The sequence below is a fragment of the Caldivirga maquilingensis IC-167 genome (assembly GCF_000018305.1).
GTDB classification, from domain to species: Archaea; Thermoproteota; Thermoprotei; order Thermoproteales; family Thermocladiaceae; genus Caldivirga; species Caldivirga maquilingensis.
This window is the reverse complement of sequence record NC_009954.1, coordinates 238,480-261,469: the sequence shown is the minus strand read 5'-3', so window position 1 is coordinate 261,469 and position 22,990 is coordinate 238,480. Positions and strand designations below refer to the sequence as shown.

Here is a 22,990-nt window from a genome sequence, read left to right as displayed (position 1 = left end):
TGGTATTAAAGTTTTTCTCAGTAAGGAAAATTAAAGCAGTGATTTTACTAAAATATATATAATCATAAATACTTAAAGATAATTTATTAGTCAATTAACTCAATAACTCAATCCTCATTATCCTTGCTCATTAATCTTAGGATTTAACCCTAAATAACTAATATATGGTATTCTAGGTAGTCTTAAGGTGTTTTATACACCTTATTCCTTTCATCGTAAACGAATACTATTGGCATATTGAAGCTTGGCACTATGATTGCGTTAATAGTGTTATCTTCAGCATTGTGTATGCCTAACTCCTTAGCATTGCTGTGGTTCACATTAATGTTAACCACTTTTCCACTCATCCTAGTCACCTTTCCTATACCTATTATTGATCTTATACTCATTTCACTCACCTGGGTACTCCTTAGGGTTGAGGCTTTATATACCTTTCGTAGCAATGATTAAAATCAATAAATAATATTGTCATATATAAATAAACTATATAGAAACTCACCAGACAGTGTACTTCATTAAACCCTTTTATTCCGGCGGTATTTCAGTATACGTTATTGAAATATCAATTCCATACCGTCTCCTATTAATGTAACTTGATGTGGCGTATAATGTAATGCCAAGTAGTATTGCCCCAATCACTACACCGTAGGCTAATGGATTACCACCCCAGATGCTTGGGTACTCTAGGAATTGGTACGTTAAGTAAGTCATCACGGCTATTGTCAATGAACCAGTGATTACTAAGGCAACTCTAACTGTATTGCTGATCTTTAATGAATTCTTCACACTCATTATTACCGCAGCGGCGCCAACAGCCATGAAGTACAGTAACGCAGCCACAGCGGCACCGTAGAGTGCGGTGAATGTGCCGTAGAATAAGCCAACCATAATTATTAAGACCGATGAGATTCCTAGGTCAAATAAGTGTGCGTAAATGGGTGTTCCAAATCTTGGACTCAGGTGAGCGAAGAAGCTTGGCCAAACCCTATCAAAGGCAAGGGCGAACCAGTATCTAACAGCCTCTATCGCTCCATAGGCGAGTAATGATAGGTACCAGGTGACTGAGGCAATATCTATTAATCAGCTTAAATTTCCATGAGATTTAATTAATGCCTAAGCCTTAGGGTCTTAGATTAATTAAGGCTTCGTAGTCTGGGTGATTTCAAGGCTTATGTCAACTGGCTTAGCCTTCATTGTTATGTAACTTGTACTGATTATATCTGGATTGGCTTCAGCGTACTCAGTAATGTTGCTTGGTGTAATTCCCCCAGAGACCTCTATTACGGCTTTTTCACGTAACCCCAACGACTCAAGTGTACTTATTATTTGCCTAAGCTGTATTGGTGTGACGTTATCAATAAGTACTGCATCAGCCCCAGCTTTAATAGCCTTAACAGCATCATCAATGTTATTTACCTCAACCTCAATCTTATGCATGAATGTTGCCTTATCCCTAGCTTCCTTAACAGCCTTCTCAACATCACCGATTATGGCTAGGTGATTATCCTTAATTAACACGGCATCACTTAATGATAACCTATGCGTATCAGCACCACCCACGGTAACAGCTTTCTTAATCAATGACCTTAAGCATGGTATTGTTTTCCTAGTTGCAGCAACCTTAACCCTTGGGTTAACCCTGTGAGCGGTTTCAACAACCTCCCTAGTAGTCTTAACCACACCAAGTATTATACTCAGTACGTTAAGTAGACTCCTCTCAATGGTTAAAATCACTCTAGCGTTACCTGAAATCATCATTAATGATTCACCTGGGTTAAAATACCCACCGTCACGCTTCAAGGCATTTGCGTTTAATCCAAGAATCCTTAATGCCTCGGCAAAATCAGGAAGACAACATGCGTAGCCATCCTCCTTAGCCAGCACCACTGCCTTAACCTCCACATTACCTATAATGGCTTCAGTGGTGACGTCACCTAAAGGTGCATCCTCCTTAACCAGGTTTAAGAGTAGTTGAGCTAATTCCTGGGGCATCATTTAGAGGTCACCCTGAGTAGTACTAGTGATGAGGCTAATGAGACTAGGGATATTGAAACCATTAATGCTGATACCGCATACCAGGCTGAGTAACCTAAGGTACTTATGATTATAGGTAGAATTAACCCTGATGCTAATCCAGTGAGTAAGCCACCTAATTGGTAAGCTAACCCTGAACCAGAATACCTATACATTGTTGGAAATAATAGTGTGAATAATTTCGGTAGTGAACCAAAGCCCATGTACTCAGAGACCATGTATGCCTCAAAGGCGGTAAGCATTATTACTGGGTTACCTGTAGCCAATAATGGGTAGAATAATATGCTCATTATTCCCGTTGCCGCTGAGCCGATTACTAAGATTATTAATGGATTATGCTTATCCGATAACAAGCCACTGATGAGTGTTGATGCAACACCACCTGTTAGTAAGGATACTGCGTAGGATAGTAGTATGAATGAGTTAGCCTGCATACCCATTAATGTCCTTAACCCTAATACCCTAGTTACATACGTCACTGAGTAGGGTAACACCGCGACCACGGTTACCGCTGTTATGTAGAACCAGGCGAAGGCAAGTAATAGTACCTTAACCCACTCCCTCCTAAAGACTTCAAGGGCAGGGTACCTCAATACCCCGCCCCTCTTGATTAAATCCATGAAGAGTGGTGATTCAATTAACCTATGCCTAATCACCGCAGCCACTAATATTACCGCGGCACCAATTAGGAATAGTATTCTCCACCCCCATGAGTAGAAGAATTGATGAGGCGTTAGTAGTGATGCGAGTGAGAAGGCTAATGATGCAAGAGCAATACCCGCCGTTGCAAACACCTGAAACACACCACCCCAGAATCCCTCTAAGTCACCGTACCCATTAGCCAGCATTACTTCACTAATCCAAGTGGCGCCACCACCCCATTCACCACCAAAGCCTACACCAAGTATTAGCCTAGACACCAGTAGGATTATTATTGAGTATACGCCAATTTGACTATAAGTCGGAGTCAACCCCATCATAACCATTGATGCGAAAGCTAATACTAATGTTAAAACCAGGGTAAACCGCCTACCCACCCTATCACCAATGTGCCCAAATATGAATGCCCCAAGAGGCCTTATAACATAGGCAATAGCGTAGGTGACCATTGCCAGAGATAAGGCTATACCCGGTACCTTAAAGGCAGGCTCAAAATACAGGCTTAACCACACTGTGCCAGCTGCATTAGCAGCCAGTAGAAAATCATAGTAATCAAGCATTGTACCCAACCCAGCAGCCAACACCGTGGATTTAACAATCCTTGGGACTTCAGTCACCCGCATACTAATGATCATTAAACAAATACCTCCTTTAACTTAACCATGCGGTTTTCACGCTTAAACCACTAAGCCCACAATTACTAAGAGTGCAAAGTAAGCCACAGATCATTAATCATGTGTTTAATCCCAGAATTAACGTGCTTAGTTACTAGCATGCTTCAGTCACCATATTGAGTGGTATTATTAATCCTACAACTAGGTTTGCGTAAGGTTTATTAGTTTAGTTTACTTTTTTGGTTGGGATGGGTCTTAGTCCTGAGGAGGTGAGGAGGTTTTTGAGGGCTTTGGATGAGGATGAGGAGTTTAGGCTTGCTGTTGCTGCTAAGCTTGGTATTAGTGATGTTAAGGCTTCTATTGATAGGCTTACTGAGATTGTTGGTGGTGTTGTTAATGTCACTAACTCAATGCTTAATATACTTAAGGACTCATTAAGTAAGCAGGATAAGGTACTGGAGGAGTTGAAGGCATTGAGGGAGGGTGAGAATAGGCTCTGGGAGGAGGTTAAAGCATTAAGAGAAGGACAGAATAAACTATGGGAGGAGGTTAAGGCTTTGAGGGAGGTGGAGCAGAGGCATGAGGAGGAATTAAAGGCATTAAGGGAAGAGAATAATAAAATATGGGAAGAGATCAAAGCAATAAAAGAGGAGAATAATAAAATATGGCAAGAAATAAAGGCGTTAAGAGAAGTGGAACAAAGGCATGAGGAGGAATTAAAGGCATTACATGAAGGACAAAATAAGCTTTGGGAGGAAGTTAAGGCTTTAAGGGAGGGACAGAATAAGCTTTGGGAGGAGAATAATAAAATATGGCAGGAAATAAGAAGAATGAGGAAAGATATTAATGATATTAAGAGGACCCTAGATAATTTAACATCATCCATTGAGGAGGAGGCTAATGATGTAGTAATGCATTTACTTAAGGGTAAGGGTATTGAACTAAGTACTGATAGGATTATCTTTAACTCTAGGTTTGAGTTCGATGTTTATGGGACTAATAATCAAGTAACTATTATTGGTGAAGCTAAGACTAGGGTTGGACCTAGGTTAATCGCTAGAATAGATGAAAAGATAAGTAAGGCGATTAGTATGTTTCCAGGTAAATTCCCAGGCAAGGTAGTTAAGGTAGTTTATTGTTTAAGGGCAATGCCTGGTGCTATGGAGGAGTCTGAGAGGAGGGGGATTTGGTTAATTGAAAGCATGAAGGAGAGGACTAAGTCACCCCTTTGATCTTAAGGGAACCATTAGCCAACTCTAGTGTTAGTCAACACGTAGTGGCTTTAGTTAAAGTTTATTAACCAAGCTACTGAATTTAATGAGTATTTACTATGGGGGATAAGGGATCATTATTAAGGAGAATTGTGCTTGATGTGGATGCACCCAGTGAACTCGAGATAATTAAGTTAGCAAGTGAGTTGGGTAGGATAACCGGGGTTGATGCAGTCTACATTAAGGTTGAGGAAACTGACGTGGGTGTTCTTGGCCTTAAAGTGATTATGGAGGGTTCATTGGATTTTAATGATGTTAAGAAGGTAATTGAAGTTAATGGTGCAGTCATAAGGAGTATTGATGAGGTTTCAGTGGGGGAATATATTCTAAAGGGTTAGTGAGTGATGAGGCTTAACGTATATATGGTTCTCGGGGTATTGGATGGTTACTATACTGCAATGATTCTTGAGGACTTAACCAAGGGGGATTTAATAATCCTACTAACGGTAACAGCTGTAACTAATGCAGTGACTGGTTTATTGTCAAGCTATGTCATGAACATATCGTATTTAAGGAATATTGAAAGGAGGCTACTAGTTAGGAGGGGTTACTTAATAGGTTCAGCATTACATAAGAGCCTAATCTTAGGTTCAATACTGGATACAGTCTACTGGGTTTCAGCATCATTAGCTGGCTCCTTAACTTCACTGGCAATTAAGTACGCCTTCACTACGTTGACTGGGCCACTTATAGTGTTACTTTACCTGCCGCCTCCCTTAATATTCATGTATGCATTATCTAGGCTTGTTGATTCAAGGTATCTACCATTGGCTGCATTAACCATAGTGTTAACATTAATGGTCTACTACATATCAATAAGCATTGTGTAGTTTCATGGGATTAAGCATTAATAGGGGATTTAAGTGTATCTGGATTATGAGGGTTATAGTGCTTGGTGATGAGGATACAGTTAATGCGTTTAGGTTAATTGGATTCGAAGGCTATGTAGTGGACCCTAAGTCACTTGTACCTAGGATTAAGGAGTTCATGAGTATGGATGATGTCGCCGCAATACTTGTTACAAGTAATGTAAGTGGTGAGGCTGGTCAAGAGTTCATTAACCTAAGGACAAGGGTTAGGAAACCACTAATACTTGAGGTACCTGCCTTGAGCAGTGGTGAGAGTAAGGAGGTTAACTACATGGCAATACTTAGATCAGTGTTAGGTATTTAAGCCCCATACTGGTTACTCGGCGTAGTCTTAACTCATTTAATGATTCATGCATTGTGAATAATAAACGAAACCATGTACTCAATGTTAAGATAGTTAGCGTTCATATTACTAGTGCTTAATGCATTATGAAGATGGGGGTTAATTTACAAAAATCTAATGATCATGACCATAGTTGCACTAGCATATGCTTAAAAACCTAGCACTCCCCTTACCACTGTTAAGTATGTCTGAGCAGTTGGTTAGATTAATAAATAGTGTAATGGATAAGGTTAAGGCTGATTCAGAGGAGTGGATTAGTAATCTTAGCCTAAAGTATGAGGCTGAGTTAATGAGTACTGTTGAAGATGAGATTAAAAGACACAGTAGTGAACTTGAGGAGGCGGATAGGCAGGCAATGTTGAATAGGGAGTATAAGCTGTATGATGCATCAATGAGCATTAAGGCAGAGTACCTGGCGTTAATCGATGAATTAGCAAGCGATGTCATTAACAGTATTAAGAAGCGTATTAACGCCGAAAGGGGTAGTGAGGCATATGGTAAGTTAATGATGGTTCTCCTTAATCAAGCAATTGAGATTACACAGTCTAAGGAATTAACGATAACGTGTTCACCAAGGGATAAGCCTATTATTTCATCACTGGCCGCAAAGATGGGGATTAGCGTGGAGTTTAAGGATGGAAGCGAGGATATGTTGGGTTTAATAGCCTCCACTAAGGATGGTTCAGTGACATATGAGGCAACGATCGATGACGTGTTAAACCGCATGATAGACTATATAAGGAGTATAATTAAGGAGGTTGCTGATGAGGTGGTTAAGCAATGATGAGTAGTCAAGGCACCGGTAGGATACTTGTGGTTAATGGCCCAGTAATAAAGGCTGAGTTACCTGGGGCTAAACTATATGAGTTAGTGTTCGTGGGTGAATTAGGGTTATTTGGTGAAGTAGTTAGGGTTCAGGGTGAGAATGCTTTCATACAGGTTTACGAGGATACCACTGGAATAAGGCCAGGTGAACCAGTGGTTAGGACTGGTGAAATGCTTAGTGCCTGGCTTGGACCTGGGATAATTGGTCAGGTTTATGATGGTGTACAGAGGCCATTGAAGATTATTTTTGATCAAACTGGGCGCCCATTCATAGCCAGGGGTATTAATTATGATAGAGCCCCACCATTAGACTTCAGTAGGAAGTGGAGGTGGATACCTAAGGTTAAGATTGGTGATAAGGTTAACGTCGGCACGGTACTTGGTATTGTACCTGAGACCCAATTAATAGAGCATAGGATACTTTATCCCCCATTATATAAGCCCGGCATCATAAAGTACATTGCCCCTGAGGGTGACTACACGCTTAATGATGATATCGCGGAGGTAGAGACCAGTGATGGCTTAATTAAGGTTAAGATGTGGCATAAGTGGCCCGTTAGGAGACCAAGGCCATTCCAGGAGAAGCTGCCTCCAAGTGACCCCTTAATAACTGGAATAAGGGTAATTGATACTGTTTTCCCAATAGCTAAGGGTGGGGCAGCCTCAATACCAGGTCCATTTGGCTCAGGTAAGACGGTGACCATTAGGTCATTGATGCTTTACGCAATGACCCAGTACAGTGTCCCAGTACTATGTGGTGAGAGGGGTAATGAGGCTGCTGATGCATTGCAGGGATTACTTAAATTATCTGACCCAGCCACTGGGCGGCCGTTGCTTGAGAGGGAGACGATAATAGTTAATACATCCAATATGCCTGTTGCAGCCAGGGAGGCAAGTATATACATGGGTGCAACAATAGCTGAGTACTTCAGGGATCAGGGCTACGACGTATTATTGATGGCTGATTCCACAAGCCGTTGGGCTGAGGCTATGCGTGAGGTGGCGTTGAGGATTGGTGAAATGCCCAGTGAGGAGGGGTTCCCAGCCTACTTACCCACTAGGCTTGCTGAATTCTATGAGAGGGCTGGTAAGGTTAAGTTACTTAACGGTGGTTTAGGTTCATTAACCATAGCAGCCTCAGTAAGCCCACCTGGTGGTGACTTCACTGAGCCGGTGACTAGCCATACGTTAAGGTTCATTGGAGCCTTCTGGCCCCTTGATGCTAGATTAGCCTACTCTAGGCATTACCCAGCCATTAATTGGCTTCAAGGCTTCAGCAGATACGTGGACTCAGTAGCCTCCTGGTACAGTAAGACTGTTGGTGAGGATTGGGTTGAGTTAAGGAGAATAGCCATAGAGGTATTGACTAGGGAGGCTGAGTTATCTGAAATTGTTAGGATACTTGGAAGCGAGGCCTTAAGTGAACAGGAGAAGCATATCCTTAACGTTGCATCAATGATACGTGAAGGCTTCCTTAAACAGGATGCATTCAACCCAGTGGATACGCCATCAGCGCCGGAGAAGCAGTATTGGCTACTTAGATTAATGATAACCTACTATAGGGTTGGCTCAGAGGCCATTAACGCTGGTGTACCGGCTAATGCAATTAGGGAACTGGACTCAGTGAGGAGGCTTATTAGGCTTAAGATGGAGGTTAAGAGCAGTGACTATAAGGTCCTGGCTGATTACGAGAGGAAGCTAATTGATGATATAAGGGGACTCATGGCTAAGTTCAGTAAATGATGCTTAAAAATAACTAATACTTATTGCTCCTTAAAAAGCCGGTGGTATGAAGAATCATGTGGTGATAAATAAGGCATTACTCATCAGTCTGGGGCATGGCTTATTCACCGCTTCATAATCAGGAGTGTTCATCACTGGGGGCAACTTAAGTAATTCTTAATAAAGTTTAACCTAAGGATGAATCAATGCTAGGCCATGCCACTGAGAAGCTGACGCCAGCCTCATACGGTAGGTTGTTTAAGTACCAGGTTAGGGTATCTCAGGCAGTATTAATAGTATCATTAATTCTCCTAGTCACTGGGCCAGTATTATCTGTGAATTACACTGGGATTCATGGTAGGATAATGATTAGTGGCTTGGTTTTATTCTACCTAAGCGTAATGTATAGTCAACACACTGGGTTCACTAGGTTCATGCCTTCACGCCTAGTTTCATTAGTCATAGGGATCTTAGCTGTATCCTGGTCCTTAGCGTACATTCTTAATCAGTGGGCTTGGAGGATACTATTAATTGCCTGGGTTTTACTATACGTATTAGTCTTCGTTGAGAGGGGGCTTGGTAAAATACCTTTGTTTTACCCAAATGCATTCACTGTGATTGGTCTATTATCAGCTTTAACAGTAATATTGACTAATAATCCCTTATCCCTATTAGGCTTCCCCCTCTCCTCACTAACCAGTTTAATGAGGAGGGTGGAGGATAGGCGTAGGCCAAGTTACCTTGACTTGGGTTTTTTCACAATGCCTATTCTAATGTACTTCATAAACCACTCCTACTCAGTTGCTTTACTTGCACTCTTTGGGTTAATGACGCTTGGGATCCCGTCATCATTACCTAAGCGAACCGGTCTCTCCGTGGCATACCCAGTGGGGGCTGTGTTGGGTAGGTTTGGTTTAGCTGTGTCATTGGCTGTCTCAATCTATGCTACGCCTCTTGATGCACTGCACATGGTGTTGATAGGTTATATTGCAGTAATGATGTCTTCACTATGCATCCCCATGCTTATACCCGGTTACCTCTGGCTATGGCCCAGGGGGTATGGTTTCGAAATACCAGTACTGATTGAGGGGGCTGCGTTACTTAGGTTAATTTACCCATATACTGGTTCCTGGGTGATTTACGTATCATTAGTACTCCTGTATGCTGCCTTTATTGATATATTGATTCACTACGCTGCAGGTAGGAGGATTCATGTTGAGATTTAGAGAAAGATTTAAATAGAATAAGGTAGAGTATTCTTAGTTTGAGTCCATTTTTAAAGACAATATCTTATTCCTTTAGCATATAGTGTAGATAAACCAATAAGTATATATACCGGTACTGTTTTTAGTTTCTCGATAAATATGGAGAGCCAGGTTGAGTCTGAGCCTATTGGGAGAGAACTAACGGAAAGGCAGCTTCAAATACTGCAGTTCCTACTGAAGAAGGCTCAACCACTGAGAGTGTACACTGTTTACGCGGATCAAGACCAGATAGCTAGGGAACTAGGCATGACTAGGCAGGCCCTATCAGTGCACTTGAAGAAGCTTAAGGACTTTGGATTAATAAGGACTGGGAGAGAGTTCGTTGACGTCACTGAGAAGGCGCTGAGGGTTCTCAGGATGAGTGGTGCAGAGGCTATAGTTATGGCTAAGGTTGCACCTAAGTATAGGCAGCAGGTTTACGAGAAGCTTAAGGAAATGCCCATAGAGAAGGCCTACAGGGTTTCCGGTGACTATGACTTAATAATAATAGCCAGGGAGATACATATTAATGATCTGCTCCGAATAATGAGCCAAATGGAGGGTATTGAGGACACTAGAACATTCATATCACTGGAGGTAATTAAGGAGTAGTCAAGTAATCCCCTTATTAAAAGACTTAAAAGCATATTTTAATTTCAAGATTACTGAAAATAAAGCTAACCTTTATTAAGCCGACTCAACGTTAATTAACGTGAAGCATCGTTTAAGTAAACCCGGTGATGTGAGGAAGTACCTTAACCACGTATTATCAGTAAGCTCCTTAATAATACTTGCACCACTGCTACTGTTTATTGTTTTCCCCTTCTTCAAGCGTCTAATGGCAATCATGTATACGTCAACCCTACTCCTATTCATACTGGGCTTCTACCTAATTGGGGCAAGCATGATAATGAAGGCTTCAGGTAAAGGTAGAGTCAATAAAAGGAGTAGGAAGCTGTTTAAAGACTGACTGCTGAATTTACTTAATGTACTTCCTAAGCCTATTCTCAGCTTCTCCCCAATTGAGGACGTTCCATATTGCATCAAGGTAAGCGTTCCTATTATTCTTATACTGCAGGTAGTATGCGTGCTCAAACTCATCTATTATTAGGATTACAGGTAATTCAGCTATGTGCTGATTATAGTGGTTCTCAAAGGTTGTGAAGACTAAGTTACCTGTCTCAGTATCGTAGTAGAGTACCGCCCATCCGCTACCTGGTAATGACCTCATTACTTCATTAAAGAGGTTCCTAAACTTATCGTAACTGCCAAACTGCTTAATTACTAAGTCACCAAGGTAGCCACCAGGTGTTCCACCACCCTTACCCGCTGGTGCCATGCTGTTCCAGTAAAGCGTGTGAAGCTTATGCCCATTTATATTGAAGAACAGGTTCCTTAATAACCCCTGTATATCGTAACTGGTTACCTCGTTCTTAATTATCTTCTCTAATCTATCAATGGCTGCATTGGCTCCATTAACGTACCCCTTATGATGCCCATTATAGTGTACGTCGATTACCTGACCACTTATGTATGGTTCAAGCGCATTCACATTATATGGTAGAGGTGGTAGTTCATACCTCTTGAATAGGGTTTGCGCAGCCATACTGGCTTGATGCCTAGGCCTTTATAAACAATACTTCGCTGTTAATCTCAGTATTAAGACTTAAACTTTAAGTGGTGTATAATGGGGTTTAAATTAAAGTTCCCTAATAGGGTAGTGTGGAAGGGGATAACCACTTATATTATCCGCTACCTAAAAATCGCTCAATTAGAATTAATGGTATGGAAGCAATTACATTGATATATGATGAGTCAACAATGAACCTGGTAAAGGAATTGTTAGGTAAGGGCATTACTAACGTTAAGTTAATTAAGGCTTACGGTGATGAATTACCCACACCCATATTGATAACCGGTAACATAGTGTTAACTGGGTTACAGGCTATACAATATATTAGGGATATTGGAGTAATTAGGCGTAGTTGAATCATTGCATAATGAGGGTTTTACATTAAAGGCGAATTAAATATGTGAAACAATGTTTATTAAACATATTATTAATACTAATTTAACGCTAATATTTATAAATTAGTGAACGTAAGGTTAACTATGGCGTTTGAGGTTTTCCTCCTAATACAGACCAGGGTTGGGAAGGTATTTGAGGTGTCAGAGAAGATAAAATCAATTAATTGGATTAAGGTGGCTTACTCTGTTACTGGGCCATATGATATAATAGCCTTAGCGGAGGTTGATAGGGTTGATGACTTAGAGAGCTTAATAAAAATGATTCATTCAATTGATGGTGTTGAAAGAACGTTAACAGCAATGGTGATTAGAAAGCATTAATATAGAACTATAAATAATACATGTAAGTATTATTAAGATTCATTATAAAAATGCATTAGAATCTGCAGCATATGTTCACGTAAGATTTTTAATACAGTTCCATGAATAATTACCCGGTGAGTGTAGTGACGGTAGTTAATTTAAGGGGTTACCTGTACTCACCTTGCCTAATTCTGTACCCTAGATTATGCCTTGGGTACAGGGTCTCAAACCTAACACTACTTAATGTTAAGGTTAAGTCAAACACTATGATTAAGCTAACCGCTTAATCATTTACTAAGCCTTAAGGCTTAAATGATTTTAAATTATGTTTTTCTTTTAAGGGTTTATTTAACTTGGAGTAGGTTGTTAACCGAGATTTGATTAATGCCCAGTGATTAACCTGTTCTTAAATGAAGTTATTTCTCCCTGTTTTGACCATATTTTGTGAGAATATAGTTATACGCCGAATACGCCGCTAATGCCCCCTGGGCGGCTGCGGTTATGATTTGCCTAAAGCCCCTTGGTGTTAGGGATACGCAATCCCCTGCGGCGTAAATACCCTTAATATTAGTCTCCATCATTGTGTTAACGTTTATGTAACCATTCTTATCTAAATCAAGCCCAATAACCTTAAAGAACTCCACGGGTGGTTCTGCACCTATTTCAATGAAGATACCATCAATGGGTAATTCCATTAATTCACCGGTATCGGTTCTTTGTAGGATAGCTGACTTAAGGACCTTATCACCCTTAAGTTCCTTAACCACTGTGTTCCAAATTATAGTAATTTTACTATTCTTAAGTAGTAAATCCTGGTATATGGGTTGAGCCCTAAGGCTGCTTCTCCTATGTATTAGGTAAACCTTAGTGGCGTATTCTGTTAGAAGTAATGCTGATGAGGCTGCTGAGTCACCGCCTCCGACAACTGCAACAACCTTATCCTTAAACAAGGGTGCATCACAGGGGGCGCAGTAGCTTACTCCCTTGCCACTATACTTATCCTCCCCTGGTACATTCAATTTCCTCCTCCTCTCACCCACTGCAATTATCACAGTCCTAGAGGTGAATTCATCACCAGACACTGTGGTTACCTTAAATAAATCATTACTAATAGTAATCCTCTCCACCGAGTCAATTAATATGGGGACATTATAGTATCTTACATGCTCCTCAAACTTATTAACTAAGTCAGGTCCAGTTATCCTAACATAGCCTAAATAATCCTCAACCCAACCGGCCTTACCAACTTGACCACCTATCTCTTCAGTTATTACAACGGTGCTTAAACCAAACCTGGCTGCATACATTGCCGCACTAAGGCCAGCTGGCCCACCGCCTATTATTACTGTATCAAGTACCTTACCCTTAAGCTTCTCCGCGACTTCACCAGATAATTCCAATCCTGTTGTGTTTAGCATTGTTGAAGTTAATAAGCCTCCGGATGACATAGCCACTCCAAGGGGTGCATAATTTATAAACCCTTCCCTAGATTCACTCTTCCCTGCCTTAATCTAGGTAAGTATCATTACTCCGTGCCAATTATCCTATTTATTATAACCCTTCTCACGAAATCCTCCCTCTCCATTTCATCGAGGGCAAGCCTTATGAAGGCTATTGAGTCCCTTATCCTAGGTAGTATGACGTTATCTATTGCGTTAATCATCCTTTGATACTCCCTAACCCTGTATAGGAGTGTGTAGAATATGTTCTCTAGGTTAACGTACTCCATTAGCATGGGTAATATAGACACTAGGCTGGTTAATGATGAATCTAATTCAGCCGGTATACTGTATATGCCGTATGTTGGTCCACCGAAACCCTTAACATTAAGTATACCGAACTTTAAACCACCTATGACCCTATCCTCAACATACCCATCAACCCTAATTTTAGTTGATGAAGCCATTACACTTAATGCAGCTGCACCAATCCTATTCTTAGCCATTTGGTAAAGTTCAGCAACCTTACTGATTTCCCCATAGGATAACTTCCTCCTCTCCTCCAGTGTTGGTACAAGTGCCCTTAGCCTCTGTAGTGTTGCGTTTCTAGCATCCTCCACGGTCTTCCTAATCCTCCTGTAAAGTGTCTCCTGGGTCCTTAACCTAATTAACATTAGCCTAGATGGTGTCGGTCTTTGGAGGGCTGAAATCGACATAACTACTCACTAGTATTTGATATGGGGTGTATTAAAGTTTTAATCTACGTCATGCTTGAGTCCGGGTTAATGTATCGTAGAGCTTAATTAAGGCCTGAGTCCCCTCCTCCCCAAGCCCAAGGGCTACGAGGGCATTGTAAAGTTGAAGTAGAATACTAACACCGGGCATTGGTGTATTTAACTTCGTGGCTAAGTCAATTACGTACTTTAAATCCTTCCTTAAGTGGGAGGCCTTAAAGCCAGGTTTAAAATCACCTGAAAGGATCCTGGGCATTAATTGCCTTATTACTTCTGAATTACCCATACCGCTGGTTAAGACCTGCTGAACCTTACTAATATCGGCTCCAGTTCTCTTAGCTAACGTAAGGGCCTCAACCATGGCTAATGTATTTAAACCAACAACCACTTGATTAATCAACTTCAAGAGTTGACCAGACCCTACGTCACCTGCATATATTATTACCTTACCCATGGCTTCGAAGACTGGCTTAACCCTATCGAAGACATTGCGGTTTCCCCCAACCATTATGGTTAATGCACCCTCCCTAGCACCCTTATCCCCACCTGTAACCGGTGCATCCAGGAATTCAACCCCTAATTCCCTCAACCTCCTATGGAATTCCAAGGAGTATTCAGGTGAGTTAGTGCTCATGTCAACCACAATAAGCCCCTCATGCCTCCCCTCCACAACCCCCTCCTTCCCGAATAATACCTGCTCAAGATCCGGCGCATCAGTTAGCATGCATATCACTACATCAGACTTCTCAGCAACCTCCCTTGGTGAGGAGGCTACTGGGATATTAAGCCTTGCAAAGGGTTCAGTCTTACTGCGGGTTCTATTATACACTATTAATGGGAATCCTGCCTTATGAATATTCATAGCCATTGGGGCACCCATGGTTCCTAAACCTATGAAACCAACCCTAATACCCATAATTAAAACACGGGCAGAGTGTTTTAAAGCAGTGCATTTAATTAATGATTAGGTAAAGTGAATAAGCTGGAAACACTTAATTAACCTAATGCGGGAAGGCTAATGTGAAGGCAGAATCAACGGTTAAGGAGGCTATTGTACTTAGTCCTAGTGATAATGTTGCAGTTGCCTTAAGGGACTTGAAATCAGGTAGTTTAATAACGCTTGACGTAGGGTCGCTGAGATTAACTGTTAAACTTATTGATAACATACCCTTCGGCCATAAGTTCGCCTTAAAGGATATACCCAAGTGCAGTCTAGTGGTGAAGTATGGTCACACCATAGGTAGGGCTAAGAGGGATATTAAGGCCGGGGAGCATGTTCATGTTCATAACCTTGAAAGCTTAACCTCAGTGCATAGTGTATGTAGGGGTGAGGGTGCATGAGCAGTAGGCCAACGGTAATGGGTTACATTAGGCCAGATGGTAGAGTTGGTATTAGGAACCACGTCCTAGTATTATCAACAGTAATATGCTCAAGCATAGTAACCCGTAGAATTGCTGATCAGGTAAAGGGTGCAGTGGCTATTGAGAATCCCTTCGGCTGCGGGCAACTTGAACCAGACCTACAAGTCACTAAGAGGACTCTTGCTGGAATGGCTAAGAACCCTAATGTGGGTGCAGTATTAGTTGTTGGCCTTGGATGTGAGCAGATTCAGGCTGATGAACTTGCTGATGAAATAGCCAAGACAGGTAAGCCTGTTGAGAGGGTGGTTATACAGGAGGAGAACGGTGGTACACCAGCGGCTATTGAGAAGGGTGTTAAGTTGCTCAGTAGGATGGCTGAGGAGACTCTTACCCAGAGGCCAACTGAAGTGGATGCATCATCACTAGTAATGGGTGTTGAATGCGGTGGTTCAGATGCCACATCAGGCTTAGCCTCAAATCCAGTTGTGGGTTATGTGTCAGATAGGTTAATTGACTTAGGGGGAACAGTTATTTTATCGGAGACCCCTGAGATGATAGGGGCTGAGGATATTTTAGCTAAGAGGGCTGCATCAAAGGAGGTGGCTGATAAGGTTTACAATGCAATTAGGAGGTGGGTTGAATTAGCTGCATCACATAACGTTGACTTAGTTGGTACTCAACCAGCCCCTGGAAACATAGCTGGAGGCATATCCACAATTGAGGAGAAGTCGCTTGGTGCCATAATTAAGGGTGGGTCAAGGCAGATTCAAGGCGTATTAAATTATGCGGAGGAGGTTAAGGGTAAGGGCCTCTGGATAATGGATACTCCAGGTTACGACATAATGTCAGTGGTGGGTATGGTGGCTGGGGGAGCAACACTAGTAGTGTTCACCACAGGTAGGGGGACTCCAACCGGTAATCCAATAGCCCCGGTGATTAAGGTGACCGCTAACCCATACACATACGGTAAGATGAAGGAGAACATTGACTTCGATGCAAGCACCGTGATTAATGGCACTGAGACTGTTGAGCAGGCTGGGGAGAGGTTACTTAACCTTGTCCTTGAGGTCGCCAGAGGTAGGCATACTAAGGCTGAGTTACTTGGGCATACGGAATTCATGATACATAAGATAATACCATCCTTCTAAATACGCATTGATCATTTATTTTAAATTTAAATTAATTTTCTAAATCTAAATTAGTTATAACACTGATTAAGCCTGAATCCTCATTACCCTACTTAATTCAGCATGTTCCCTCACTATTAGGGTGATCATTGACTTAACCTGCTCAACATCACTGAGATTAACCACTGAGTGGGGTGTGTGGATATACCTGGCTGGTGTAGATACAACTACTGTTGGTACACCTGTACCGTGGACATGTATAGCACCGGCGTCAGTGCCACCATATGGGTTGACTTGAACCTGGTACTTAATTCCCCTTGATGATGCTAACTCCAATACGGCTGATAGTAACCGTGGGTTAGTTATCATGGATCTATCTAAAGCCCTAATTGCAGCACCATTACCTATCCTAGTTATCCATTCATTCTCGGGATTAGTTGGAACATCTGCGGCAACGGTTGTTTCAACGACAATGGCCATGTTTGGGTTAATGGCGTTAACAGCCGCATTTATACCCCTTAACCCAACCTCCTCCTGCGTATTCCAAACCAGGTAAAGGGATAAGTCACCGGTAACCATTCCCCCAGCCTCCTCAGCTAAATCCACAAGTACACTGCAGCCGACTCTATTATCTAACGCCTTACCTATTACTACACTGCCCCTCTCCCTAAATGACGCCGCAAAGGTCCCTGCCACACCAGGTAATATACCTGCCTTAAAGGCTTCATCATTAGAGGTGAAGCCGGCATCAACGTAAAGCTCCTCAAACCTGGATGGAGGCTTATCCCTCCTTAAGTGCGGTGGATCAACACCAACAGTGCCATATATGTCACCGTTACGTCCCATGAAAACTAACTCCTGCTCAATCATAACCCATGGATCAATCCCACCTATTGGAACAACCTTAATGAAGCCTCTTTGATCAATGTGTGAAACCATAACACCTACTTCATCAGCATGGGCACTTATCATTAGTTTAAAAGGACCATTACCAATCCTCGCTATTAGGTTACCCATGTTATCTACATTAACTTCATCAACACGATTTCTAATCATGCTTATTATTGTTCTTATCACCCTATCTTCGAAACCTGATGGGCCAATCTCAAGGGTTAGTTTAGATAATGTTGCGGCATCCATAATGCTCCTGGGATTTAAGCGTATTTAACAATTAGTTTAACATATAAATTTAATTAAGTAATTAAAGGAATCATTTAATTAAGGGAAATGGTTTATAAATTGGTTTAATTAAGGAGTTGCGTGAGCGATAAGGGTTTGTTTGTTAGGGGTTCTACTGGTTTGGTTAGGGAGGCTGGTTTTGTTGATGCTGTTAGTGTTAATGTTGCTAATATGTCTGTTGGTGCTGCTTTGGGTACTGTTGGTTTTACACTAGCCTCCTTACCCTCAGTGTCTGGTGTTAACCTAGTTGCAGCATCAATAATAGCCTTCACACTATCAATACCACAAATAATAACATACACAACACTAACAAAACACATACCAAGAACAGGAGGAGACTACGTATGGGTTAGTAGGCTACTTGGCCCAAGGTTCACGTGGCTTGTAGTAGGCCTTGTCGTAGGCTTCATAATAGAGTCACTGGCCTACTATGCCTTAATAGCCATAGCTGGGGTGGGGCAGTTGGGTACAATGTTATCAACCCTAGGCATTAACATCAGCTTCACCCCCCTTGAGGTTATTGGAATCGGCATCCTTTACTTCGCCATAGTAGTCTTCGTGAACATAATGGGTACTAAGTATGGTATTAGGTTAATGACTGTGTTAACCATTGCATCAATAGTCACACTCTTCTTAGCCTTAGCGGTACTATACGTAGTACCTAAATCAGTGGTTATAAGTCGAGTCAGCTCACTCTTACCAAGTGGTGTAACGTATAGTAAGGTTGCTTCACAGTACACTGGCCCATACTTCGCACTAGGCCCAACAATAATGATGCTACCCTTCTTCGCAATATACATATACCCATGGCTTCAGGCAGCACCTGCAATAGCATCGGAGATAAAGAGTAGGCGCGCCATTAACTGGAATCTACCGACATCAGCAGTCTTATCAATGATCATGGTGACCCTCGGCTTCGCAGCAATGTATTACTCAATGGGGTTTAGGTTCTCCACAATGGCTATGGCTAATGGTTACGTTAACTTCTGGTCAGCGGCAATGGTTGCCTCAGGTAATGTGGTGTTGGCTTGGATAATAGGGATTGGGTCAGTGTTATGGTACTTGGCGGTGTTAGCCTATGGAGCCATAGTGATCGTACGCTACTTATTCGCATTATCCTTTGATAGGATACTACCGGAGTTCTTCTCATACGTAAGTCCACGTCTAAGGAGCCCAGTCTATGCGCATTTATTCGACTTAGTCATAACAGCAGCATTAATAGCCTCAGCTGAAGCATTATACAGCACCTTCTCAAGCCTATACGGTGCAGTGGTGGAGGCATTAATATACTTCGCCCTAGTCGGCGTAGCCGCGGCGGTTGCGGCTATTCTTAATAAGGTTAAGTTAAGTAGAGGTGTTAGGGTAACCTTAGCCGTGGCAAGTATACTGATGGTTGGGGTTATGGGTTACATATCTTATCAATTCCTAGAGTACCCAAGCATCTGGGGTGGTAATCCATTAGCATACGGTGTTGAAATAGGAGCTGTGTTGGTGGGGATAGCTATATACTTCATAGCAAGGCACATTAACTTAAGAAGGGGACTAGATATATCACTGGTGTTCATGGAAATACCGCCTGAATAATACTTTATGTGAAAATAATTTAAATAAACCTTTATTGTTTAAGCCAACTGATTAAATCCATCCTCTTAGTTTCATTGCCTTCTCCACTCTCTCTATGGCTAGCACCAATGCAGCATCCCTTACAGTGGCATTCTTGACCTTTAACTCACTGTACTTATTCATTACTTTCCTTGAATTATTCTCCATAATCTTCCCTAATCTATCCCTTGTCTCATCCTCACTCCAAGTCATCCACTGGAGATTCTCAACCCACTCCAGGTAACTCATTATGACTCCACCCGCATTGGCTAGTATATCGGGCACTATGGTTACGCCGTGTTGCGTCAAATACTCCTCGGCCTCCGGGGTTGTTGGCCCATTGGCACCCTCAACTATTAACTTAGCCTTAACCCTTGATACATTACTTGCATTAATAGTGTTCTCTATTGCGGCTGGTACCAGTACATCAGCGTTAACGTATAATGCATCATCGGGTTTAAGCTTCTGGCCACCGGGGTAGTCAATAACCTTACCTGTCTTATTCTTAACCTCCATGGCCTTATTAACATCAATACCATTGGGGTCGTAAACCGTACCTGAGGTATCGGCCACAGCTACAACCTTAGCACCCATTTTACTGGCCCAGTATGCCGCCCACTGCCCAGTGTTCCCGAACCCATGTATTGAAACCCTGGCTCCACTTAATCCTGAGCCGAAGAGCTCCTTCATGAAGGTTTCAGCAGCAACTATTACACCATACCCAGTGGCGTACTCCCTCACTGGGTTACCCCATAGTTCAATAGGCTTCGCGGTGAATACTGCGGGAATGTTCTTACCAGCTATTTTACTATACTCATCAACCATCCAGGCCATTATCTGTGGGTTTGTTCCAACGTCCGGTGCTGGGATATCAACATCAGGTCCTAGGGCACTGTATAATGCCCTAACGTAACCCCTTGCCAATTCCTCAAGTTCCTTCGCCTTAAGGGTCTTTGGATTAACCCTCACAGCACCCTTACCACCACCGTATGGTATACCGGCTAGGGAGTTCTTAAGCGTCATGAGTGTTGCTAATGCAATGTCATCGCCTAAGGTAACCTCTGGGTGGAATCTAATACCGCCTTTAAATGGACCTAAGGCATTATTGTGCTGAACCCTGTAGCCCTCAAATATTGTAATTGACCCATTAACCCTAACTGGTATTGACACGGCGATAACCCTCATGGGTCTGGATAAGTAATCATATACAATCTTATCGAATCCCCCTACTTCAACAGCTCTCATTAAAGTTTTCAACGTGTCCTGGAGGAATATTGACTGCGTGGGCATTCCCAGTACAGAGTTCATATAGTTCACCTGAGGGTACTATCTGCATGCCTTTATAAAGTTTTCTAGTTATTTTATTTAATACAATATATTATTATATAATTTATATTCCCCTACTTCATTATGTAAAGGTATGTGTTCTTAAAGTGGATTAAATGCTTCATAGTTATTATTGACACTTAGTAGTTTGTAAAATAAGGAAGCAATTTACACTTAACTTAAAGCCTGGGTAATAATCATTGATTAATCGCCTCATGACCATGATGCTTACTTCATGAAGGCGACCGGCATTAGGTTTTTAAAGCCAATGCGCAACTTAGTGATGTATGAGTTACTACGACGATGAGGATAATATTCAAGATGAGGATGAGCTTGAGGAGGCTAGGAGAAGAAGGCTTGAGGAGCTTCAGCGTAAGGCTGAGGAAGAGGAGAGGAAGAGGGCTGAGGAGGCTCAGAGGAGGGCTGTTATAAGGGTTATATTAACCCCAGAGGCTAGGAGTAGGCTTGATAACCTTAGGCTTATTAAACCTGAGTTAGTTGAATCAATTGAGAATCAGTTAATTGCCCTAGCTCAGTCAGGTAGAATTAAGGTTCCTATAACAGACGAAGAACTTAAAAAGATACTGGAAACGGTCTATAGCCAAACCAGGAGGGAGTATAGGATAAGGTTCAGGTGAGTAATATGGCTACCCATAAGCCATTGGGCTTCAAGCTCAGGCTGGCGTCAGCAGGGAAGTCTAATAGGAATCCACCAGCCTGGGTCATGGTTAAAACAGACAGGAAGGTTACGTACAATACTAAGCGTAGGAATTGGAGGAGGGTTAAGCTTAAGTTAGGGTGATTGAATGTCGAGTAATGAGATTATACTCACGATAAACCTAAGGGATGTTAAGGAGGCGTCAAGGAGAATAAGGGCGCCTTATGCAGCTAGGTTCATTAAGAGAATAATCGCTAGGTATGTTAAGGTTGATGAGGATAAGGTTAAGTTAAATGAAAACCTAAATAATCTACTCTGGAGCAGGGGTATTCAAAAACCACCATCAAGAATTAAGGTTAAGGTAACTAAGCGTGAGGATGGATCAGTATTAGTTGAGTACCAGGGTTGATTCCAGGAGCATTAAATATGGTTATTTAAATTAAATAATAGTAATGCGTATGTGTTACTGTATTAACGTGAATGCAGGTTATTAAATTAATTCCCGGGCCCTTAATGCTAATGGTATGGTGGGTGGCTCATATTTAGGTGTTTCAAGTGCATGTTAGTGTAATCTTTATAAACCCATGGGGCTGCATGGATGGTATGCCTAACTTCAGGAGCGTGTTAATACCAGCACCTAAGTCAAGGTTCATTAGGGTTAGGTGCAACCAATGCGGTAATGAGCAGATAATATTTGACCACGCCACTGTGGAGGTTAGATGCCTAGTCTGCGGTAACCTCCTAGCCAGGCCAACTGGGGGTAGGGCTGAGGTACTGGGTACAGTGGTTAGGGTGCTTGATTAATAACCCACTTCAATTAAGGTACCTTTCAACTCATCCTGCCTCAGATTGAGTGGTTAAGGTTTAAATTTGAGGTGGTTGGTGTTGTTAACTGGTGATGAGATGACGGTAGTCAGAGGAAGTGAAGATTAATGGGCGTCCTGAATGGTCATTAACCCAAAACCTCCGTTATCCTCATCATTTCGAAACCAGTGGTTGAGTCACCCACCACAGCACCCTTATTATTAGCAATCATGCCGCTCCTAATTAGGCTAATGCCCCTGTTTATAGTACCTATACCAACCCTTAGGCCAAAGAATTCCCTAAGGAAGCTTACATCACCTTCATCAACCTCAGGGGAAACCAACACACCCCTATCATTAACAACGGCTAGTGAGCCGATTATGTATAATCCCCTAATATCCCTAACCTCAAGTTCAACGCCTAAATTATCCTTAATTAGATTCACGTACTCCCGTTCAATTATCGGTGACACTAACCCCCTCTTATTATTAACCAGTATTAAATTAGCTATAGCCGTGTACTTAGATGGTAGGATAGTGATGTTTAAGTCACCCAGTGACTTCTTTAATTGCTCAAGTTCCTCATCCCTAATTATTGAGGGTATTAGTACACCGTTATTATTCATGACTGTGAAAACACCTAGGAGCGGGGATCTACCTATGGTTAATTTAACAACGTTAACCTTAAGGGTTTCTTCAATGTGCCTATCAATCTTCTCAGGGGAATCCATGGGTATTAAGGCGTATTCATCATTAGTAGCCATGTAGACACCTATACTGGCTGTGCCGTAAATCCTAATGGGCACTATGTCAAACTTACTGACTGACACTGGAACCGTTTAATTAA

At 42.0% G+C, this 22,990-nt stretch carries 30 protein-coding genes; 19 read left to right on the top strand and 11 right to left on the bottom strand.

Annotation, left to right across the window (positions count from 1 at the left end):
* Positions 1 to 182: 182 nt before the first annotated feature.
* From CMAQ_RS01160 to CMAQ_RS01145, 4 genes are all read right to left on the bottom strand, one after another.
* The gene (locus tag CMAQ_RS01160) at positions 183 to 389 is read right to left on the bottom strand and encodes a hypothetical protein (RefSeq protein WP_156769807.1); all 207 of its coding nucleotides are present in this window, start codon (positions 387 to 389) and stop codon (positions 183 to 185) included.
* 136 nt (positions 390 to 525) lie between these two features.
* Positions 526 to 888 (bottom strand): hypothetical protein, encoded by a 363-nt coding sequence (locus tag CMAQ_RS10325; RefSeq protein WP_052290676.1) that lies wholly within the window; start codon positions 886 to 888, stop codon positions 526 to 528.
* Between the two features lie 249 nt (positions 889 to 1,137).
* Complete coding sequence (gene nadC, locus CMAQ_RS01150; RefSeq protein WP_012185293.1) at positions 1,138 to 1,995, bottom strand: carboxylating nicotinate-nucleotide diphosphorylase; 858 nt, start codon at positions 1,993 to 1,995, stop codon at positions 1,138 to 1,140.
* Complete coding sequence (locus CMAQ_RS01145) at positions 1,992 to 3,317, bottom strand: MFS transporter (RefSeq protein WP_198002082.1); 1,326 nt, start codon at positions 3,315 to 3,317, stop codon at positions 1,992 to 1,994. The genes nadC and CMAQ_RS01145 overlap by 4 nt, the downstream gene beginning before the upstream one ends.
* Before the next feature lie 239 nt (positions 3,318 to 3,556).
* Here CMAQ_RS01145 and CMAQ_RS10510 point away from each other — a divergent pair, with 239 nt between their 5' ends.
* The 9 genes from CMAQ_RS10510 (at position 3,557) to CMAQ_RS01100 (ending at position 10,552) form a co-directional block, all read left to right on the top strand.
* A complete protein-coding gene (locus CMAQ_RS10510) occupies positions 3,557 to 4,540 on the top strand; it encodes a DUF8196 domain-containing protein (protein ID WP_012185291.1) in 984 nt (327 codons plus the stop codon).
* 98 nt (positions 4,541 to 4,638) lie between these two features.
* The gene (locus CMAQ_RS01135) at positions 4,639 to 4,917 is read left to right on the top strand and encodes a DUF211 domain-containing protein (RefSeq protein WP_012185290.1); all 279 of its coding nucleotides are present in this window, start codon (positions 4,639 to 4,641) and stop codon (positions 4,915 to 4,917) included.
* Positions 4,918 to 4,923: 6 nt separating this feature from the next.
* Positions 4,924 to 5,409 carry a hypothetical protein gene (locus CMAQ_RS01130; RefSeq protein ID WP_012185289.1) on the top strand — a complete coding sequence of 162 codons (486 nt, stop codon included), beginning with the start codon at positions 4,924 to 4,926 and terminating at the stop codon, positions 5,407 to 5,409.
* Positions 5,410 to 5,455: 46 nt separating this feature from the next.
* Entirely contained in the window at positions 5,456 to 5,752 is a 297-nt protein-coding gene (locus tag CMAQ_RS01125) for a V-type ATP synthase subunit F (RefSeq protein WP_048062591.1), read from the top strand.
* A gap of 223 nt (positions 5,753 to 5,975) precedes the next feature.
* A complete protein-coding gene (locus CMAQ_RS01120) occupies positions 5,976 to 6,575 on the top strand; it encodes a V-type ATP synthase subunit E (RefSeq protein ID WP_048062590.1) in 600 nt (199 codons plus the stop codon).
* Positions 6,572 to 8,359 carry a V-type ATP synthase subunit A gene (locus CMAQ_RS01115; RefSeq protein ID WP_012185286.1) on the top strand — a complete coding sequence of 596 codons (1,788 nt, stop codon included), beginning with the start codon at positions 6,572 to 6,574 and terminating at the stop codon, positions 8,357 to 8,359. Before CMAQ_RS01120 ends, CMAQ_RS01115 begins: the two co-directional genes overlap by 4 nt.
* Before the next feature lie 185 nt (positions 8,360 to 8,544).
* Positions 8,545 to 9,564, top strand: a complete 1,020-nt coding sequence (locus CMAQ_RS01110) for a hypothetical protein (protein ID WP_012185285.1) — start codon at positions 8,545 to 8,547, stop codon at positions 9,562 to 9,564.
* Positions 9,565 to 9,702: 138 nt separating this feature from the next.
* Positions 9,703 to 10,194: an Lrp/AsnC ligand binding domain-containing protein gene (locus CMAQ_RS01105; RefSeq protein WP_012185284.1), complete on the top strand. Its 492-nt coding sequence runs from the start codon at positions 9,703 to 9,705 to the stop codon at positions 10,192 to 10,194.
* A 100-nt stretch (positions 10,195 to 10,294) separates the two neighbouring features.
* The gene (locus tag CMAQ_RS01100; protein WP_048062589.1) at positions 10,295 to 10,552 is read left to right on the top strand and encodes a hypothetical protein; all 258 of its coding nucleotides are present in this window, start codon (positions 10,295 to 10,297) and stop codon (positions 10,550 to 10,552) included.
* Positions 10,553 to 10,561: 9 nt separating this feature from the next.
* On the opposite strand, the gene CMAQ_RS01095 is transcribed toward CMAQ_RS01100, so the two are convergent.
* On the bottom strand, positions 10,562 to 11,188 hold the full coding sequence (locus tag CMAQ_RS01095; protein WP_012185283.1) for a superoxide dismutase: 627 nt from the start codon (positions 11,186 to 11,188) through the stop codon (positions 10,562 to 10,564).
* Between the two features lie 179 nt (positions 11,189 to 11,367).
* Between CMAQ_RS01095 and CMAQ_RS01090 the strand changes: the two genes are divergently transcribed.
* From CMAQ_RS01090 to CMAQ_RS10630, 3 genes are all read left to right on the top strand, one after another.
* Positions 11,368 to 11,571, top strand: a complete 204-nt coding sequence (locus CMAQ_RS01090; protein ID WP_156769806.1) for a hypothetical protein — start codon at positions 11,368 to 11,370, stop codon at positions 11,569 to 11,571.
* A 123-nt stretch (positions 11,572 to 11,694) separates the two neighbouring features.
* Positions 11,695 to 11,931: an Lrp/AsnC ligand binding domain-containing protein gene (locus tag CMAQ_RS01085; RefSeq protein ID WP_012185281.1), complete on the top strand. Its 237-nt coding sequence runs from the start codon at positions 11,695 to 11,697 to the stop codon at positions 11,929 to 11,931.
* A 125-nt stretch (positions 11,932 to 12,056) separates the two neighbouring features.
* Positions 12,057 to 12,200, top strand: coding sequence for a hypothetical protein (locus tag CMAQ_RS10630; protein WP_156769805.1), 144 nt, complete (start codon positions 12,057 to 12,059; stop codon positions 12,198 to 12,200).
* A 129-nt stretch (positions 12,201 to 12,329) separates the two neighbouring features.
* Here the strand turns inward: CMAQ_RS10630 and trxB are convergent, their stop codons facing one another.
* From trxB to CMAQ_RS01070, 3 genes are all read right to left on the bottom strand, one after another.
* Entirely contained in the window at positions 12,330 to 13,361 is a 1,032-nt protein-coding gene (gene trxB, locus CMAQ_RS01080; protein WP_012185280.1) for a thioredoxin-disulfide reductase, read from the bottom strand.
* A gap of 77 nt (positions 13,362 to 13,438) precedes the next feature.
* Complete coding sequence (locus CMAQ_RS01075; protein WP_012185279.1) at positions 13,439 to 14,068, bottom strand: V-type ATP synthase subunit D; 630 nt, start codon at positions 14,066 to 14,068, stop codon at positions 13,439 to 13,441.
* A gap of 49 nt (positions 14,069 to 14,117) precedes the next feature.
* The gene (locus tag CMAQ_RS01070) at positions 14,118 to 14,996 is read right to left on the bottom strand and encodes an NAD(P)-dependent oxidoreductase (RefSeq protein WP_048062849.1); all 879 of its coding nucleotides are present in this window, start codon (positions 14,994 to 14,996) and stop codon (positions 14,118 to 14,120) included.
* A 110-nt stretch (positions 14,997 to 15,106) separates the two neighbouring features.
* On the opposite strand from CMAQ_RS01070, the gene CMAQ_RS01065 reads away from it, so the two are divergent.
* On the top strand, positions 15,107 to 15,427 hold the full coding sequence (locus tag CMAQ_RS01065) for a UxaA family hydrolase (RefSeq protein ID WP_012185277.1): 321 nt from the start codon (positions 15,107 to 15,109) through the stop codon (positions 15,425 to 15,427).
* The gene (locus tag CMAQ_RS01060) at positions 15,424 to 16,596 is read left to right on the top strand and encodes a UxaA family hydrolase (RefSeq protein WP_012185276.1); all 1,173 of its coding nucleotides are present in this window, start codon (positions 15,424 to 15,426) and stop codon (positions 16,594 to 16,596) included. Before CMAQ_RS01065 ends, CMAQ_RS01060 begins: the two co-directional genes overlap by 4 nt.
* 66 nt (positions 16,597 to 16,662) lie before the next feature.
* On the opposite strand, the gene CMAQ_RS01055 is transcribed toward CMAQ_RS01060, so the two are convergent.
* A complete protein-coding gene (locus CMAQ_RS01055) occupies positions 16,663 to 17,715 on the bottom strand; it encodes a M42 family metallopeptidase (protein ID WP_012185275.1) in 1,053 nt (350 codons plus the stop codon).
* 120 nt (positions 17,716 to 17,835) lie between these two features.
* On the opposite strand from CMAQ_RS01055, the gene CMAQ_RS01050 reads away from it, so the two are divergent.
* Positions 17,836 to 19,338, top strand: coding sequence for an APC family permease (locus CMAQ_RS01050; RefSeq protein ID WP_012185274.1), 1,503 nt, complete (start codon positions 17,836 to 17,838; stop codon positions 19,336 to 19,338).
* Between the two features lie 51 nt (positions 19,339 to 19,389).
* Here CMAQ_RS01050 and CMAQ_RS01045 read toward each other — a convergent pair whose 3' ends face one another.
* Complete coding sequence (locus CMAQ_RS01045) at positions 19,390 to 20,664, bottom strand: Glu/Leu/Phe/Val family dehydrogenase (protein ID WP_012185273.1); 1,275 nt, start codon at positions 20,662 to 20,664, stop codon at positions 19,390 to 19,392.
* Between the two features lie 305 nt (positions 20,665 to 20,969).
* On the opposite strand from CMAQ_RS01045, the gene CMAQ_RS01040 reads away from it, so the two are divergent.
* From CMAQ_RS01040 to CMAQ_RS01025, 4 genes are all read left to right on the top strand, one after another.
* The gene (locus CMAQ_RS01040) at positions 20,970 to 21,320 is read left to right on the top strand and encodes a DNA-binding protein (protein WP_012185272.1); all 351 of its coding nucleotides are present in this window, start codon (positions 20,970 to 20,972) and stop codon (positions 21,318 to 21,320) included.
* A gap of 5 nt (positions 21,321 to 21,325) precedes the next feature.
* On the top strand, positions 21,326 to 21,484 hold the full coding sequence (locus CMAQ_RS01035) for a 50S ribosomal protein L39e (protein ID WP_012185271.1): 159 nt from the start codon (positions 21,326 to 21,328) through the stop codon (positions 21,482 to 21,484).
* 4 nt (positions 21,485 to 21,488) lie between these two features.
* Positions 21,489 to 21,749: a 50S ribosomal protein L31e gene (locus CMAQ_RS01030; protein ID WP_012185270.1), complete on the top strand. Its 261-nt coding sequence runs from the start codon at positions 21,489 to 21,491 to the stop codon at positions 21,747 to 21,749.
* Between the two features lie 194 nt (positions 21,750 to 21,943).
* Positions 21,944 to 22,144 carry a 30S ribosomal protein S27e gene (locus CMAQ_RS01025; protein ID WP_048062588.1) on the top strand — a complete coding sequence of 67 codons (201 nt, stop codon included), beginning with the start codon at positions 21,944 to 21,946 and terminating at the stop codon, positions 22,142 to 22,144.
* A 148-nt stretch (positions 22,145 to 22,292) separates the two neighbouring features.
* On the opposite strand, the gene CMAQ_RS01020 is transcribed toward CMAQ_RS01025, so the two are convergent.
* Positions 22,293 to 22,973 (bottom strand): translation initiation factor IF-6, encoded by a 681-nt coding sequence (locus tag CMAQ_RS01020; RefSeq protein WP_012185268.1) that lies wholly within the window; start codon positions 22,971 to 22,973, stop codon positions 22,293 to 22,295.
* Between the last annotated feature and the right edge of the window lie 17 nt (positions 22,974 to 22,990).

Excerpts from the sequence above, each read along its gene's own strand:
- CMAQ_RS01160 (WP_156769807.1), bottom strand. The coding sequence starts at position 389 with ATGAGTATAAGATCAATAATAGGTATAGGAAAGGTGACTAGGATGAGT.
- CMAQ_RS10325 (WP_052290676.1), bottom strand. The coding sequence starts at position 888 with ATGGTTGGCTTATTCTACGGCACATTCACCGCACTCTACGGTGCCGCT.
- nadC (WP_012185293.1), bottom strand. The coding sequence starts at position 1,995 with ATGATGCCCCAGGAATTAGCTCAACTACTCTTAAACCTGGTTAAGGAG.
- CMAQ_RS01145 (WP_198002082.1), bottom strand. The coding sequence starts at position 3,317 with ATGCGGGTGACTGAAGTCCCAAGGATTGTTAAATCCACGGTGTTGGCT.
- CMAQ_RS10510 (WP_012185291.1), top strand. The coding sequence starts at position 3,557 with ATGGGTCTTAGTCCTGAGGAGGTGAGGAGGTTTTTGAGGGCTTTGGAT.
- CMAQ_RS01135 (WP_012185290.1), top strand. The coding sequence starts at position 4,639 with ATGGGGGATAAGGGATCATTATTAAGGAGAATTGTGCTTGATGTGGAT.
- CMAQ_RS01130 (WP_012185289.1), top strand. The coding sequence starts at position 4,924 with ATGAGGCTTAACGTATATATGGTTCTCGGGGTATTGGATGGTTACTAT.
- CMAQ_RS01125 (WP_048062591.1), top strand. The coding sequence starts at position 5,456 with ATGAGGGTTATAGTGCTTGGTGATGAGGATACAGTTAATGCGTTTAGG.
- CMAQ_RS01120 (WP_048062590.1), top strand. The coding sequence starts at position 5,976 with ATGTCTGAGCAGTTGGTTAGATTAATAAATAGTGTAATGGATAAGGTT.
- CMAQ_RS01115 (WP_012185286.1), top strand. The coding sequence starts at position 6,572 with ATGATGAGTAGTCAAGGCACCGGTAGGATACTTGTGGTTAATGGCCCA.
- CMAQ_RS01110 (WP_012185285.1), top strand. The coding sequence starts at position 8,545 with ATGCTAGGCCATGCCACTGAGAAGCTGACGCCAGCCTCATACGGTAGG.
- CMAQ_RS01105 (WP_012185284.1), top strand. The coding sequence starts at position 9,703 with ATGGAGAGCCAGGTTGAGTCTGAGCCTATTGGGAGAGAACTAACGGAA.
- CMAQ_RS01095 (WP_012185283.1), bottom strand. The coding sequence starts at position 11,188 with ATGGCTGCGCAAACCCTATTCAAGAGGTATGAACTACCACCTCTACCA.
- CMAQ_RS01090 (WP_156769806.1), top strand. The coding sequence starts at position 11,368 with ATGGAAGCAATTACATTGATATATGATGAGTCAACAATGAACCTGGTA.
- CMAQ_RS01085 (WP_012185281.1), top strand. The coding sequence starts at position 11,695 with ATGGCGTTTGAGGTTTTCCTCCTAATACAGACCAGGGTTGGGAAGGTA.
- trxB (WP_012185280.1), bottom strand. The coding sequence starts at position 13,361 with ATGTCATCCGGAGGCTTATTAACTTCAACAATGCTAAACACAACAGGA.
- CMAQ_RS01075 (WP_012185279.1), bottom strand. The coding sequence starts at position 14,068 with ATGTCGATTTCAGCCCTCCAAAGACCGACACCATCTAGGCTAATGTTA.
- CMAQ_RS01060 (WP_012185276.1), top strand. The coding sequence starts at position 15,424 with ATGAGCAGTAGGCCAACGGTAATGGGTTACATTAGGCCAGATGGTAGA.
- CMAQ_RS01055 (WP_012185275.1), bottom strand. The coding sequence starts at position 17,715 with ATGGATGCCGCAACATTATCTAAACTAACCCTTGAGATTGGCCCATCA.
- CMAQ_RS01045 (WP_012185273.1), bottom strand. The coding sequence starts at position 20,664 with ATGAACTCTGTACTGGGAATGCCCACGCAGTCAATATTCCTCCAGGAC.
- CMAQ_RS01040 (WP_012185272.1), top strand. The coding sequence starts at position 20,970 with ATGAGTTACTACGACGATGAGGATAATATTCAAGATGAGGATGAGCTT.
- CMAQ_RS01035 (WP_012185271.1), top strand. The coding sequence starts at position 21,326 with ATGGCTACCCATAAGCCATTGGGCTTCAAGCTCAGGCTGGCGTCAGCA.
- CMAQ_RS01030 (WP_012185270.1), top strand. The coding sequence starts at position 21,489 with ATGTCGAGTAATGAGATTATACTCACGATAAACCTAAGGGATGTTAAG.
- CMAQ_RS01025 (WP_048062588.1), top strand. The coding sequence starts at position 21,944 with ATGCCTAACTTCAGGAGCGTGTTAATACCAGCACCTAAGTCAAGGTTC.